The organism is Pseudoalteromonas sp. MMG010, assembly GCF_018100905.1.
Classification (GTDB): domain Bacteria; phylum Pseudomonadota; class Gammaproteobacteria; order Enterobacterales; family Alteromonadaceae; genus Pseudoalteromonas.
In genome coordinates, this window is the sequence record NZ_JAGJEG010000008.1 from 81,324 (window position 1) to 95,140 (window position 13,817).

The 13,817-nt window shown below is 38.1% G+C and carries 15 protein-coding genes; 7 read left to right on the forward strand and 8 right to left on the reverse strand.

Going from position 1 to position 13,817, the window contains the following annotated elements; all coding sequences use genetic code 11:
* Positions 1 to 155: 155 nt before the first annotated feature.
* Positions 156 to 1,781: a methyl-accepting chemotaxis protein gene (locus J8L70_RS10065; protein WP_211055444.1), complete on the forward strand. Its 1,626-nt coding sequence runs from the start codon at positions 156 to 158 to the stop codon at positions 1,779 to 1,781.
* 325 nt (positions 1,782 to 2,106) lie between these two features.
* Here J8L70_RS10065 and J8L70_RS10070 read toward each other — a convergent pair whose 3' ends face one another.
* On the reverse strand, positions 2,107 to 2,514 hold the full coding sequence (locus J8L70_RS10070; RefSeq protein ID WP_211055445.1) for a phosphate ABC transporter substrate-binding protein: 408 nt from the start codon (positions 2,512 to 2,514) through the stop codon (positions 2,107 to 2,109).
* 10 nt (positions 2,515 to 2,524) lie between these two features.
* Positions 2,525 to 3,676: a porin gene (locus J8L70_RS10075; RefSeq protein WP_211055446.1), complete on the reverse strand. Its 1,152-nt coding sequence runs from the start codon at positions 3,674 to 3,676 to the stop codon at positions 2,525 to 2,527.
* Positions 3,677 to 3,922: 246 nt separating this feature from the next.
* Between J8L70_RS10075 and J8L70_RS10080 the strand changes: the two genes are divergently transcribed.
* Positions 3,923 to 4,813 (forward strand): tetratricopeptide repeat protein, encoded by an 891-nt coding sequence (locus tag J8L70_RS10080; protein WP_211055447.1) that lies wholly within the window; start codon positions 3,923 to 3,925, stop codon positions 4,811 to 4,813.
* On the opposite strand, the gene J8L70_RS10085 is transcribed toward J8L70_RS10080, so the two are convergent.
* From J8L70_RS10085 to J8L70_RS10100, 4 genes are all read right to left on the reverse strand, one after another.
* Entirely contained in the window at positions 4,810 to 5,130 is a 321-nt protein-coding gene (locus J8L70_RS10085) for a hypothetical protein (protein ID WP_211055448.1), read from the reverse strand. The two genes, J8L70_RS10080 and J8L70_RS10085, sit on opposite strands and share 4 nt — an antisense overlap.
* 13 nt (positions 5,131 to 5,143) lie before the next feature.
* A complete protein-coding gene (locus J8L70_RS10090) occupies positions 5,144 to 5,806 on the reverse strand; it encodes a nuclear transport factor 2 family protein (RefSeq protein ID WP_211055449.1) in 663 nt (220 codons plus the stop codon).
* A gap of 267 nt (positions 5,807 to 6,073) precedes the next feature.
* Entirely contained in the window at positions 6,074 to 6,775 is a 702-nt protein-coding gene (deoD, locus tag J8L70_RS10095) for a purine-nucleoside phosphorylase (RefSeq protein WP_211055450.1), read from the reverse strand.
* Positions 6,776 to 6,790: 15 nt separating this feature from the next.
* The gene (locus J8L70_RS10100; protein ID WP_211055451.1) at positions 6,791 to 8,005 is read right to left on the reverse strand and encodes a phosphopentomutase; all 1,215 of its coding nucleotides are present in this window, start codon (positions 8,003 to 8,005) and stop codon (positions 6,791 to 6,793) included.
* Between the two features lie 192 nt (positions 8,006 to 8,197).
* On the opposite strand from J8L70_RS10100, the gene udk reads away from it, so the two are divergent.
* The gene (gene udk / locus J8L70_RS10105) at positions 8,198 to 8,827 is read left to right on the forward strand and encodes a uridine kinase (RefSeq protein ID WP_211055452.1); all 630 of its coding nucleotides are present in this window, start codon (positions 8,198 to 8,200) and stop codon (positions 8,825 to 8,827) included.
* 17 nt (positions 8,828 to 8,844) lie between these two features.
* A complete protein-coding gene (locus tag J8L70_RS10110; RefSeq protein ID WP_211055453.1) occupies positions 8,845 to 10,068 on the forward strand; it encodes a NupC/NupG family nucleoside CNT transporter in 1,224 nt (407 codons plus the stop codon).
* A gap of 187 nt (positions 10,069 to 10,255) precedes the next feature.
* On the opposite strand, the gene J8L70_RS10115 is transcribed toward J8L70_RS10110, so the two are convergent.
* Positions 10,256 to 10,837, reverse strand: a complete 582-nt coding sequence (locus J8L70_RS10115; RefSeq protein WP_211055454.1) for a uracil-DNA glycosylase family protein — start codon at positions 10,835 to 10,837, stop codon at positions 10,256 to 10,258.
* Between the two features lie 148 nt (positions 10,838 to 10,985).
* Positions 10,986 to 11,342 carry a VOC family protein gene (locus J8L70_RS10120; protein WP_211055539.1) on the reverse strand — a complete coding sequence of 119 codons (357 nt, stop codon included), beginning with the start codon at positions 11,340 to 11,342 and terminating at the stop codon, positions 10,986 to 10,988.
* Positions 11,343 to 11,539: 197 nt separating this feature from the next.
* On the opposite strand from J8L70_RS10120, the gene J8L70_RS10125 reads away from it, so the two are divergent.
* The 3 genes from J8L70_RS10125 to J8L70_RS10135 are packed head-to-tail and all read left to right on the forward strand — an operon-like array spanning position 11,540 to position 13,783.
* Entirely contained in the window at positions 11,540 to 11,869 is a 330-nt protein-coding gene (locus tag J8L70_RS10125) for a hypothetical protein (RefSeq protein WP_211055455.1), read from the forward strand.
* Positions 11,866 to 13,455, forward strand: a complete 1,590-nt coding sequence (locus J8L70_RS10130; RefSeq protein WP_211055456.1) for a PepSY-associated TM helix domain-containing protein — start codon at positions 11,866 to 11,868, stop codon at positions 13,453 to 13,455. Before J8L70_RS10125 ends, J8L70_RS10130 begins: the two co-directional genes overlap by 4 nt.
* Positions 13,448 to 13,783, forward strand: a complete 336-nt coding sequence (locus J8L70_RS10135; RefSeq protein WP_211055457.1) for a DUF3325 domain-containing protein — start codon at positions 13,448 to 13,450, stop codon at positions 13,781 to 13,783. Before J8L70_RS10130 ends, J8L70_RS10135 begins: the two co-directional genes overlap by 8 nt.
* The last annotated feature ends 34 nt before the right edge of the window (positions 13,784 to 13,817 follow it).

The window sequence follows — 13,817 nt, forward strand, 5'->3', positions numbered from 1 at the left end:
TATAGGCATCGTACTTAATTAACTTTAAGTACGATGCCTGTAATCTGTAAAAACACAGTGTTAAAAATATTTACGTTAAATACTTAATAAAATTTAACATTTTGCAATATTCAGCCGATACTATATACAGTCAATAAAAATTTGAGTCTACACACATGTCTGATGTTATTTCGTTTAAAAACCTTAGCATTACAAAGAAAATACATGCTATCACTTGTATTGCCGTCATTGCTTTTTTAATGATTGTTTTAAATAACTATTTTGCAATGAATGAAAATCATATTTCGCTCGATGAAATGGAAAAATCATCATACAAGGTTGTAAAATTAACATCACAAAATGTAGTGCTGTTAGAAAAGTTAGACGAGTTATACACTCAAGCAGTTACTTTTGGTGAACAAGAACTACTTGAAGGTGCACGTGAAACTTACACACTCCTCACTAACAATCTAAACACAATAGAATCAATAAACTCGCTTTACTCAAATGCTAAAATAAAGCAAGAGCTCGCTGATTATGAATCTATTTCGACCTCTATCGCCTCTGGCATGATAGATGGCACTGCCGATTTTAGTAAAATACAAGAGCAAGCTCAGCGTAAAACATCGTTATATAATTTATCTTTAAAAGATTTAACGGCTGCGCAGAAAAAAGCCGATGATCGCTTTTTTGAATTAGTAGAAAACACCAAAGCTCGCTCTGATAGCGCGATGAAATTAATGCTAATGATTGCTGTAACTTCACTTATTTTATTGATTATAGTGGCGATGGTTATTGCAAAAAACATTGGCTCATCAGCAAAGTCGGCGGCAAAAAACTTAGGGTTATTAGCTAATGGCGAAGGCTCTCTTAGCTCTCAATTAGCGGTAAATTCAGAAGATGAAATAGGCAAAGTCTCTATAAACTTTAACTCCTTCATGGTGATGCTGAAAAAAACCGTACTTGAAGTGATGGCTGTGTGTGAACCGCTATTAACAAACTCAACCCGTTTAGTACAAGGCATGGAAAAAGCAGAGCATGCAACCACTAAACAAGCGAGCGATGCTGAAGTTGTTAAGCAGTCAATGGAAGAAATGAAGCTCAGCGTGGGTGATATTTCGCAATCTGCGGCTAATGCATCACATGCGGCACAAACAGCAGAAAAAGAAGTTGATCAAAGTAGAGAACAAGTTGAAATGTCTGTCAATGCATCTCGTACGCTAAGTGACGAGATAAATTTAGCAGCAAGCACCATTAACAAACTCGCTGACGACACAAAAAATGTAACACAAATTTTAAATGTAATTACCTCCATTGCAGAGCAAACTAACTTACTTGCGCTTAATGCGGCAATAGAAGCAGCTAGAGCGGGTGAGCATGGTCGTGGCTTTGCGGTAGTCGCAGATGAAGTACGAGAGCTTGCATCTCGTACCGCACAATCGACAAACGAAATTAGAGAATTACTAAATACCTTAACTACCGCAGCCAACGACTCGGTAACAGCCATGACAACAGCTCGAGATATGGCACAAGATAATGCCACCGCAGCTGAAAAAACAGGCGTATCAATAGAGAAAATTGCAGAGCAGATTTTAGAAATCAATGGCATGAATGCGCAAATAGCAACAGCCACTGAAGAGCAAACATCGGTTGCAGCTATGGTAGTAGAAAACGTGTCTAACATGCACGAATCGTTTGAAGATACCATGCAATCGCTGTCTGAGGTTGGTGATGTAGCGCAAAACCTACATACCTTATCAGATAACTTACTTAATGCGACGGCTAAGTTTAAGGTTGAATAAAGGCGTTATAATTTAGCGCAGCAACACGTGAAATAATGTATTAAAGGCCTGTTATTACAGGCCTTTTTTGTGCGTGTTTAGTTAGTATTGTGATACCGATCTTATGAGCCGTATTACATAACGTGTTGTAATTGGGGTTAGCTTAACTTGTTAAAACGGTGTAGGTATGTCGTTGCTTGATTACTTTATACGAGCAGCGTCACTCAGTGTTTAAGTTAATGTCGGTAAAGGCGATCGATAAGACTATAAATACACATTTAAAGTAATAAAAAACCCAAGCCGACAAACGTCGACTTGGGCTTTTATTACTCGTAACTATTTATATTTAAAAGCTAGCGACCACTTTTACGCTATCAGTTACTTTACTACTATCAATGTAGCCAATTGCATCGGCATTACCAGCAACAAAGCTTATAACCGCTTGATCGTTATTTCGCTTTTCTGGTGGTGTTCCCTTTCCAGTAAATACAAGCTTAGACCAATATGCATTTAACTGGCTGCTCGACTTACCAACGACTTTATCGTTAAATTCGTCAGCCACTGCATTTCCGTCTTGGTTAACAGGGTTAACCTTCACACCATCAGCAAACTTTTTAGATTTACCTAGGTAAATACGTTTAATTTCGTTTGCATCTAACGCACTTGAGTTACTTGGGTTAACAATAACAGCAACCTCAGCAAACGCCGAGATACTAAATAAAGACACAACACTTGCTAATAATAATTTTTTCATTATTAACTCCTTAAAAAACTAAATCGACAGCGACTGATACTACATCAACATCGGTTTGTGCTAGGTTGTTTTTTACATGACTGTAATCAACTTTAAGCGCAGCTGATGGGTGGAAGTCATAACGTGTACCAATGGTATAAACTTCGGCTTTATCGCGTGAAGAATCTAAAGCACCGTTAAAGAAAGCATTTAATGTAGGTACTGATGCAATTTGGTTATAACGTGAAGCGTCATGCTTATCCTCATCGTTTTCATATGTTACATGCACAATCACATCATCTAAACGGTAACCTAACGACACGTAATATTGTTTTTGTTCAGCTAAAATTGAATTTTTAACTTCAAACTGAGTGTACTCAGTATCAAAAAGTATATCGTTGTAATCAATTGAAAAACCGATACCAAAGAAAGCGCCGTCATCTTCTTCAATTAAAAGCTCATCGGCTTGTGCAGATAAACCAGATGCAACTAACGTATCAACTAAACTATTAAAACCAGCACCGCCTTCTTCAGCAGAGCTTACGTTTATTGTTGTCTCAGCGACTAAATAAGCAACACGAGCGCTAAACCAGTCATATGAAACAGACCAGTTAACACCTGCGATACTTTCTAGCTCTGACTCATCTAAAGCCTCATTCGAAATAGCATCAATGCTTGCCTCAGAACTACCGTAAATAACCTGGACTGTCGAATCCCAATCTCCGATTTGTGAGGTATACAGTAAGCTTAAACCTTCGTAAGTAGAAAATGGTAAGCCATATACTGTTTCTGGTGGTCTAACCCAACGATACGCATAACCAACATCTAAAAAGTCAGAGTAACGATAAAAAGGGACGCGCATTTTACCCGCACTGAGTTGCAGCTCATCGGTAAATTCGTATGTTAAATAAGCCCACTCAAACTCAGCGTCGAAGTCGTTACTCCCTCTGGCAACAATTTGTGCAGTGGCAGTTAAGCTTTCTTGTAAATCGGCTGATAATTGCAATGCAAAAATACTTTCATTTTTAAATGAAATATCATCATCATAACCATAGATGGTTTGCTCACTGTCAAGGCTTTTGCCTGCAACAATAGAAGCAAAACCATTAATACGCACTTCTGCATTTGCAGAGTTTGCAGCTAGGGCTAAACACGCAGCGATAGCTAAAGGTAGCTTTTTCATAGTAGTTCCATATTTGTGTTGATTTCGAACGCATTATAGTTCGCTTAACAACAAAGTGCTAATTTATAATTGTCATTTCCTGCATTTTATGAAAAACAAACAACTTAAGTATTAACAAAATTAATTAAGGAGATGGTAAATAACATGCAATAACATAAACAGCGTCTCGGTATAACCACACCTAGTACCTAATCGCATTGCTGTGTTAGTATATTTCTTTTACTTTAGCTACCTTTAGGCATATTAATGCGCCACTTTTTATTGATATTAATTTTAACGTGTATTTTCACTGTAAGTGCTAAATCGCAAGCCAATACACCAAGCCAAAAAGAGCAACAAGATGCCCTAAATGAGCTTACTGAACCTATGTATAAACCACTGCTAGAACGTTATATTCTAGATGAATTAAAATCTGTTCGTCAGGACCAGCAAAAGTTACGCGAAGATGTTACAAAACAGGTAACACATGCTCAGCTAGATACCGCTGACAGGGCGCTTATTTATACCACTGACACAATAAACAACGTGTTTTTTATTATTACAGCAACGGCTTCAATTTTAGTGTTAGTTGGTTGGAATTCATTGCGAGATGTTAAAAACAAAGTTGAAGATATCGTTAACACCCGTGTCAGTGTGATTACAAATGAATACGAAGATCGCTTAAAAACATTAGAAGAAAAGCTCAGAGTACGCTCAGAAGAAATACTCAGTAACCAAGAAAGAATATCTATAACCAACGAGATACATTCATTATGGATGCGAGCAAATTTAGAAAGTGATTTTGCAAACAAAATCGAAATTTTTGATGAAATACTGCAACGTAAACCTGAAGATGTAGAAGCCATTGCCTATAAAGCAGATGCGTTACTTGAGCTAAATGAAACCGCACAAGCCATTGAACTATGTAATCAGGCAATTGAAATGGATAGTGGTTATGGCTATGCCTACTGGCAAAGAGCTTGTGCGTATGCGCTTACGCATAAACACGATGATGCACTTGCTGATATCACGATGGCGTTAGAGCACTCACCTAACTTACGCAACGAACTATTACATGAAAGCGCCTTTGCAAGCTTACATGATAATGAAAGTTTTAACGCGATTGTCAGTAATCCTGATACAGCAAATGTTAGTTAACGTTTAAAAAACAAATCAATTGCTTTTGTGAGCAGCTCATCTAGCTGCTCTTCAAAGCTTTCTATATTAATTTCAAAATGTTGCAAATACGCTTTGGCTTGTGCTTGTGATAAATTACGATTACTCACGCTATATTGGCGCTCATCTTTTGTCTTGTCATATCTAGGTAAAAACATCAATTTACTGTAATAAGGCGACTTTATATGCTTATTTGCATACCGACAAAAGTCTTCAATATACTCCACACCTTGAGGGCCTAAACACCCCGGCTCAACTCGGTACATTAAACGTATTTTCTTTTCATCACTTATTTGCATTGGGTATCCTTTATTACCTAAAAAACAGTACTTTTACTATTTTTCCATCTTTAACTTGATAACTAGATATAAGCTCTGAGCGCTTATCAATGATATCTTTATCTTGCGAGCAGGTTTCAGAAAGCTCATGATCAATCACTATATCGCCATGCACTATCCGTTTGATAGGCGATGAATGAATACACTTTAATTTTTTAAACATTAACCCATATCGGGCAATCAGTTTTTCTTTTCCTTTAAATAGTAGCTCATTTGGGAAAATATAAAACTCTACATCTTCAGAATAAACACGTAAAAACGCCTCAATGTTACGTGCGTTATAAGCACTTACCAATTTTTCAACGACTGCGAGTGACTCTCGAGATTGTTTGGCTTTTTCTTGCTGCTTTTTTGTTAATGCCTGTTTCGCTTGATTTAGCGTTTTTGCTTCTTCAGCCAGTGCATCTTCTTTATCTTGAGAAGTTTTAGCCTGAGCATTAGTATTTAGTAACTCACTGCCTAATACTTTAGATTTATCTTTTGTTTCAATAACCTCTTTGCTTTTAACGGGCTCTTGATACAAAGTATTAAGTTTAGTTTCATCGGTCGTTATACTTTGGGTTTGCGCTACTGTCGATGCGCTAAAAAACACAAAAAAAGCAACACTAAAAGTAAAGCTGTAAATAGTTGGCTTCATGGCCTTCCTTTAAATAAATTCATTTATTTTATTATTTATAACATAGCAAACTTTAAGTTTTACTGGTAGTTATATCAATTTCATGGCGAGCGTTATAGCTTACGCCATAAAGCATCAATATATATTTTATATCTGTATTTATTTAATAAAGATAACAGGGATAAAAAAAGCCGCATAAATAATATGCGGCTTTGGTGGTGTTTGTCTCACTCACTTTGGGCGTGTCTCCAAAAAAAGTGAATACGTTACCAAGGAACTGTTTGCACGTTAGATTGATTCTAACGCGATTTTAACCATTTCATTAAATGTACTTTGGCGTTCATCTGCAGGTGTTGCTTCACCTGTGATAACATGATCACTTACTGTAAATAGTGCCATAGCATTTGCACCATATTCAGCGGCAACACCGTACAGGCCTGCTGTTTCCATATCTACAGCTAACATACCTAGCTTATCTAAATCTTTATAGAAAGTATCATCAGCTTGATAGAAAGTATCGGTAGTAAATACATTACCGACTTTTGCTTCAATACCCAGCTTTTTCGCAGCGTTAACACCGTTTAAAAGTAAGTCAAAGTTAGCAATAGCAGAAAAATCATAACCACGTACTCGCGCACGATTTACATTTGAGTCAGTACTTGCACCTTGTGCAAAAATAACATCACGGATTTTAATATCGCTACCAATACCGCCACAGGTACCAATACGTATAATATTTTTAACACCAAAGCTAACTATTAGTTCGCGTGCATAAATAGACATTGATGGAATACCCATACCTGAACCCATAATACTGACAGGTTTACCTTTATAAGTACCGGTAAAACCATACATATTACGAACACCAGTAACTTGTACGGCATCATCTAAAAAGTTTTCAGCAATATATTGCGCACGTAACGGATCGCCCGGCATTAAAACTGTTTCGGCAAAATCACCAACGTTAGCACTGATATGCGGAGTACTCATTTTTTTATCCTTTTATTAAGACTTATTTAGCTTATCTACAAAGCTATCGCCATATTCCAGTTCAGGTAAGTTAAACCACTGCGCGAGGGTTTGACCTATATCTGCAAAACTATTGCGCTCACCAAGCGGAGTATTTTTTAGCCCTGGTTGGTAAGCAATAACGGGGACATATTCACGGGTATGCTCTGACCCAGGAAAAGTCGGATCACAACCATGATCTGCTGTAATTATTAATACATCATCGGTATTTAATTTGGCTAAAATATTCGGTAAATAATCATCAAATTCTTTTAGCGCTTGTGCATAACCTACCGCATTACGTCGATGACCAAATTTCTCATCAAAATCGACTAAATTAGTAAAAATTAAACTATTTTGTTCTGCACTTGCTAATACTTCACTGGTTTTTTCCAGTAAGTTCATAAGTCCAGGTGCTTTGTGCTTTTGTGTAATGCCTTGATGCGCATAAATATCAGAAATTTTACCAATACTGATTACTTCACCACCATTTTTTGCTAATACATCTAGCAAAGTGGGTGCCGGCGGTAATACTGAGTAATCTCTACGATTACCGGTACGTGCAAAGTCCTGACTTGTTGAACCCAAAAATGGCCGCGCAATCACTCGTCCTATATTCATTTCATCAAGCAGCGCCCGTGCGATTTCGCAAACTTGATAAAGCTTCTCTAGGCCGAATGATTCTTCATGCGCGGCTATTTGAAACACACTATCAGCAGAGGTGTAACAGATTGGTTTACCTGTTTTTACATGTTCTTCACCTAGCTGTTCTAATATGGTTGTTCCTGAAGCATGGCAATTACCTAAAATGCCAGGAATACCTGTACGAGCAATAAACTCGTCAATAAATTCTTGTGGAAAACTTGGCGGTTGCTTAGGGAAGTATCCCCAATCAAATAAAACCGGTACGCCTGCCATTTCCCAGTGGCCCGATGGTGTATCTTTACCACTTGATAATTCTTTAGCATAACCCCACGCACCTTCCGGTGCTTGACGGTTTGCAACTAAGCATGGTTCTTTACCTGCGGCTTCGCACGCATCAATCAAACCAAGCTTTGATAAGTTAGGCAACGCAAGTGCTTCACCCTTTTCATCATAATAAGCTTTGAGCAAGTGAGCTAAAGTATTAGCGCCTTCATCACCAAATGCTTTTGCATCGGGTGCTGCACCAATTCCAAGACTATCTGCCATTAAAATAATTGCTCTTGCCATTTTGACCTCACTTAACTTCTAGGTGGTTACTTTATCCGCTCTTAGAATTTTCCGTACAGGACATAAGTCCTGTTTCATAAAACCTAAACATTATAAATTTGCGTTATTAGGCGATACAAGAGAGATTATTTTTGTCTTTTTTGCTATTGTTATCGTCCAACAATATATCCTTCTGTGTGGGTGAGAACTTTAGTGACACGAACAATTATAGCTATAGCTGGCGCATCGGCGTCAGGCAAATCTCTTTTTAGCCAAACTATATACAATGAGTTGGTAAATGAACTTGATCCAGGTGCCATTGCCATTATCGAAGAAGATGCTTATTACAAGGATCAGTCGCATTTACCGTTTGCACATCGTACGCAAACCAACTACGACCACCCTGAGGCATTTGAACATGAGTTAATGCTTGAGCATTTAACGCAACTTCGAAACGGACACGCGGTTGATGTACCAACCTACGATTATGCTCAACATACCCGTAGTGACAAAACCAGACGCATCGCACCGGCTAAAATCCTCATTGTAGAAGGTATTTTATTATTGAGCGATAAAGCGCTTAATAAAGAGTTTGATATAAAAGTATTTATCGATACACCGCTAGATATTTGCTTAATGCGACGCATGCAACGCGATATGGAGCAAAGAGGCAGAACATTACAATCTGTTGTTGAGCAATATCAAGCAACTGTAAGACCTATGTTTTATCAATTTATAGAGCCTTCGAAACATAATGCTGATTTAGTGGTAACTCGAGGCGGCATGAACCGCGTTGCTATAGATATAATAAAAAGTAAAATTAAACATTTACTACAAGAATAACAACGGGAAACATGTTTATGACAACATTTATGAGCTTAGTTGGCATGGTAATGCTGCTAAGCATTGCCTTTGCGGCTTCCACAAACCGCAAAGCAATTAACAAAAGAACCGTCGGCGTTGCTTTTGCGATGCAAGTGATTATTGGCGGTTTTGTGTTATTTTTTGACGCGGGTAAAAATGTGCTTGCGAGTATGTCGGCTGCCGTGTCTTCTGTTATTGGTTATGCCAATGATGGGATTAGCTTTTTGTTTGGCCCACTAGGAGAACAAGACACACTGGGATTTATTTTTGCAATACAGGTATTACCCGTTATTGTATTTTTCTCAGCGCTTGTTGCGGTGCTATATCACCTTGGGATCATGGAATGGATTATCAAGATTTTAGGTGGTGGCTTACAAAAACTACTTAAAACGTCGCGAACTGAATCGCTTTCAGCAACGGCGAATGTATTTGTTGGACAAACAGAAGCACCATTAATCGTTAAGCCCTTTATTGCAACGATGACTAAGTCAGAACTTTTTGCAGTAATGGTCGGTGGTTTAGCAACCGTTGCAGGCTCAGTAATGGCGGGTTATGTCATTATTGGTGTAGAGCTTAAATATTTAATTGCAGCTAGCTTTATGGCCGCACCGGGTGGTTTTTTAATGGCAAAAATGATTGTGCCAGAGACAGAAACACCCAAGGATAATTTAGCCGATTTAGAAATCGACGAAGATAAGCCTGTTAATGTAATTGATGCAGCCGCCGCAGGTGCAGCAAATGGCATGCATTTAGCACTTAATGTAGGTGCAATGTTACTCGCATTTGTCGCTTTAATTGCATTACTTAACGGATTGTTAGGTGGCGTTGGTGGTTGGTTTGATTACCCAAACCTAACGTTACAAGAAATTTTAGGTTATGTATTTGCGCCTATTGCATGGTTACTAGGTGTGCCATGGAATGAAGCAATACTAGCCGGCAGTTTTATCGGTCAAAAGTTAGTTGTAAACGAGTTTGTAGCTTACTTAGACTTTATTAATTATCGCGATACGTTAAGCGCCCACACACAAGCGATTGTTACATTCGCATTATGTGGTTTTGCTAACTTATCATCGATAGCCATTTTACTAGGTGGGTTAGGCGGTATGGCGCCTAGTCGGCGAAAGGACATCGCGCGCTTAGGGCTCAGAGCAGTGTTAGCAGGATCTATGGCTAACCTTATGAGTGCAGCAATTGCTGGGTTTTTCCTCTCGCTAGCTTAGAAACTTTGAGAAGAACATAACCGGTGTTGCAAAACAATAGGATAGCGCTTTAAGGGGTTAAAGCACTATCTGACTTGAACGATACTTCCGAAGGGCCGCAAGGCCCTTTTATCGTTTTAGTACTTTAGCTTTTTTATTTATGTCTATTTATTCTCTTTACTGCTAATCAAACACCGTCTAAATCAGTTTAATTTTTTATAACTTGAGAAACACGCTGCTTTATACTTGGCAAAACATCATGTTCAAACCACGGATTTTTCGATAACCAAATATTATTTCTTGGGCTTGGGTGTGGTAACACACAGTATTTTGGCCAATGATCACGCCACGATTTTACTAACTCAGTAAGCGGCTTATTTTTAAGTTGCGGTAAATGGTATGCTTGGGCGTGCTTACCCAATATTATAGTTAGCTTTAATTTGGTTAGTTGGGCTAATAACGGAGCGCGCCATGCCTGTGCACATTCTTTTCTGGGCGGTAAATCGCCACGACTCCCTCTGCCCGGATAACAAAATCCAATAGGTAAAATAGCCACCTTACTCGCGTCATAAAATTCACTGTCGGATAATCCTAACCACGCCTTTAGCCTTTCCCCACTGGCATCGGTAAACGGTTTATTACTGTGATGTGCTTTTAATCCTGGCGCTTGGCCTGCAATTAATATTTTTGCATTGGCGTTAAATTGAATAATTGGACGCACTTCTAAGGGCAATGCCGATTTACAGATCACGCATTGACTAACTCGAGTCATTAAATTGTTACAGTTCACTTAAAAACACCTATATTGGCTTAAAAAACAGACTAAACAGCCAAGTTTTGTATTTTAGTAGGTAAAAAATCGGTTTATTTTGCTGTTATACCCTCAATGTTAGTAAAATAATGATCTCAACAACAATTAAATATAACCATATGAAATATCATTGATTTTCAGACCATACTGCAAATTCATTACCACTAGGCTCTAAAAAATGAAAACGACAACCGCCTGGAAATTCAAAAATAGGCTCAATAATCTCACCATTGTAAGCAATCACTTTGTCCATCGTCTCTACAATATTATTCGAGTAAAACACCAGTAATGCACCACCACGTTCAAAAGTAGACTTTAACGGTGCATAATAAAACCCACCATTAAGCCCTTGGCCCTCAAAAGCAATGTATTGGTCACCATAATCGCTAAAGTGCCAATTGAATACCTGTGAAAAAAATTGTTTTGTTGCAGGTAAGTTCTCAGCAGCAAACTCAACATAATTTAACTTTTCATGTTCGTGCATTATCATTTAACTCCACATTAGAGGTTTAAACACTGTAGTGTGTTGCGCTATAGAGAGCAACCACAATAAATAATTTATAGATCACTGTTTTACTAAGTTAAAACAACCACTTTTAAATGAGAATAACTATCTTTTGTATTTATACGCGATATAATAGCTCCCCTGTTTAAACCTCATAGATAAATGATTCGCTCTGCATGCCAATACCCTTAGACAAAGTACACACGTTACCTGCCTTTTTAAAAAAAATAACCAATAACTACCGAGTATTAGTGTTTCTACGGTTTTTTACTGCCACTGTGGGGGGCTATGTTTTCACCTCAAGTGCAATCGCTTTGTTAAGCTTTATATTAGCTTTAAGTAAACAAGATGCCGTGTATTTATCAGTCTCAATTAGTTTAGTTATTTATACCTTGGTATTTCTATATACATTTGCTGTTAAATCATTCACGACGGTTTGGATCAGTATTTTACTAAGTATTAGTGTATTTATTGGCGTACTTGCACTACTTAAAGGTGAATTATGAAAGATAAATTTTTAAAAACCATGACCTGGGTTCACCTTTGGGTTGGTTTATTGGCCTGCTGGATTGTTTATATTGTATTTTACACCGGCACAGTGAGCTTTTTCAGAGATGAAATAAATCTTTGGAATCAACCTGCTATACATAATATACAGGCACAAGAGCAGCGTATAGCAGCACAAAAAGATCAGCTTATAAATACAATTAGCTACTTATCTCAACATGCCGAAAACGCCCCCAACTGGCGTATTACATTACCCGAACCACGTATTCCATATTTAGAGTTTGGTTATGCTAAAGCAAAAGAGCCTGGGCAGCGCAGAAGCCAATATATAAACACGCAATTAGACCCTAACACCATGCAGCCATTGGCACCTTTTCGCGAAACTAAAGGGGGTGCATTTTTTTACCAAGTGCATTATCAACTTTATTTTCTCAAAGCAATTCCGGGGCGTTGGGTCGTATGTATTGCCAGCTTTTTTATGCTGATCGCCATCGTAACCGGTATCATTATTCATAAACGTATTTTTAAAGATATGTTTAATTTTAAGAAAAATAAAGGGAGCAGAGCTTGGTTTGATGCTCATACGTTAAGCTCCGTTCTTGCCTTACCATTTCATTTAATGATTACCTACACCGGTATTATGACTCTTATTTTTATGCTGTTTCCTTATCCAGCTCAAAGCACGTATGACAATGGGGTCAGAGACTTTTATAACGACACCACCCCGAAAAACACACTCACCAATAATGCAAAAGGAACAGCACCATTAGTCGACATAACGCATATTTTAGATCAGGTTTATACTAAGTGGCCAAACGCCGACATTCGCCAAGTACTGATCAGTAAACCCGCTATGGCAGCCTCTACTGTCACCGTGTTAGTCAGCTCTGATAAAGCATTACGTGACCAAATTCCACGTATTATTTTTAGTGGCGCCAGTGGAGAGTTGATTGCTAAATCGCAAGATGAGCTTAGTAATAGCAAAGCACTTTATGAAGCACTCAACTCTATGCATACCGGGCGATTTGCAGATCCACTACTGCGTTGGCTCTTTGTACTGGGCGGTGTCGCGGGCTGTATAATGATAGCGTCTAGCTGTATGTTATGGGCAAAACGGATCCGAGAAAAAAACAAAAACACCCCACCTTCTTTTGGCTTAAAATTAGTAGAAGGACTCAATTTAACAACGATTATGGGCCTTCCCTTTGCCACCTGTGGGTTCTTTATCGCAAATCGATTACTCGACCCAATGCTGGCAGGACGAGCCGATAAAGAAATTGATGCATTTTTTGCAGCTTGGTTGGTTATTGCCATATTGGCTTTGCTGAAACGCGATACAACACAATGGCGCATTACCGCCTATCTTAATGCCATTGCATGCCTAGCTGTGCCTATCGTTAATGCCTTTACCACCGAAGGAAACATAATTAGTTATGCGCTAAATAAGCAATGGGCGTTGTTTATTTTCGATGCCTTATTTTTGCTCTCTAGCCTTATATTTATTATACAAAGCAAAAAATTACGTACGGTAAAAAGCCCCGCAAATACAGCTAAAAATAAACGTCATGAGGTGAGTAATGATTGATTTATTCGCCTTTTTACTTAGCTTACTTGCCTTTAATTGCTTTGCTTTAGCAAAGAATAACCACTTTAAAGATGTGTTTAATACCCGCCCAAGTGCACAGCAAAGAAAATTATTACTTGCTGTTGCGTGGATCAATATTTTACTAAGTTTGGCTCTTTGTGTATCGACTCAAGGCAGCTATGGCACTTTACTATTTTTTGGTTACACTAACTTAAGTGCTTTAATTATAATGATTTTTTGTAGTTTTTTAGTAAAGTATATAAAACTATTAAGCACCCTAACCCTAATTGCTATGATTATAAGCGCTATCGTTTTAGCTATAAATTAGCTTTAGTAGGTAAAATAATGATCTGAAAGAAAGT

Coding starts and splice junctions, on each gene's coding strand:
- J8L70_RS10065 (WP_211055444.1), top strand. CDS start 156: ATGTCTGATGTTATTTCGTTTAAAAACCTTAGCATTACAAAGAAAATA.
- J8L70_RS10070 (WP_211055445.1), bottom strand. CDS start 2,514: ATGAAAAAATTATTATTAGCAAGTGTTGTGTCTTTATTTAGTATCTCG.
- J8L70_RS10075 (WP_211055446.1), bottom strand. CDS start 3,676: ATGAAAAAGCTACCTTTAGCTATCGCTGCGTGTTTAGCCCTAGCTGCA.
- J8L70_RS10080 (WP_211055447.1), top strand. CDS start 3,923: ATGCGCCACTTTTTATTGATATTAATTTTAACGTGTATTTTCACTGTA.
- J8L70_RS10085 (WP_211055448.1), bottom strand. CDS start 5,130: ATGCAAATAAGTGATGAAAAGAAAATACGTTTAATGTACCGAGTTGAG.
- J8L70_RS10090 (WP_211055449.1), bottom strand. CDS start 5,806: ATGAAGCCAACTATTTACAGCTTTACTTTTAGTGTTGCTTTTTTTGTG.
- deoD (WP_211055450.1), bottom strand. CDS start 6,775: ATGAGTACTCCGCATATCAGTGCTAACGTTGGTGATTTTGCCGAAACA.
- J8L70_RS10100 (WP_211055451.1), bottom strand. CDS start 8,005: ATGGCAAGAGCAATTATTTTAATGGCAGATAGTCTTGGAATTGGTGCA.
- J8L70_RS10110 (WP_211055453.1), top strand. CDS start 8,845: ATGACAACATTTATGAGCTTAGTTGGCATGGTAATGCTGCTAAGCATT.
- J8L70_RS10120 (WP_211055539.1), bottom strand. CDS start 11,342: ATGCACGAACATGAAAAGTTAAATTATGTTGAGTTTGCTGCTGAGAAC.
- J8L70_RS10125 (WP_211055455.1), top strand. CDS start 11,540: ATGCCAATACCCTTAGACAAAGTACACACGTTACCTGCCTTTTTAAAA.
- J8L70_RS10130 (WP_211055456.1), top strand. CDS start 11,866: ATGAAAGATAAATTTTTAAAAACCATGACCTGGGTTCACCTTTGGGTT.
- J8L70_RS10135 (WP_211055457.1), top strand. CDS start 13,448: ATGATTGATTTATTCGCCTTTTTACTTAGCTTACTTGCCTTTAATTGC.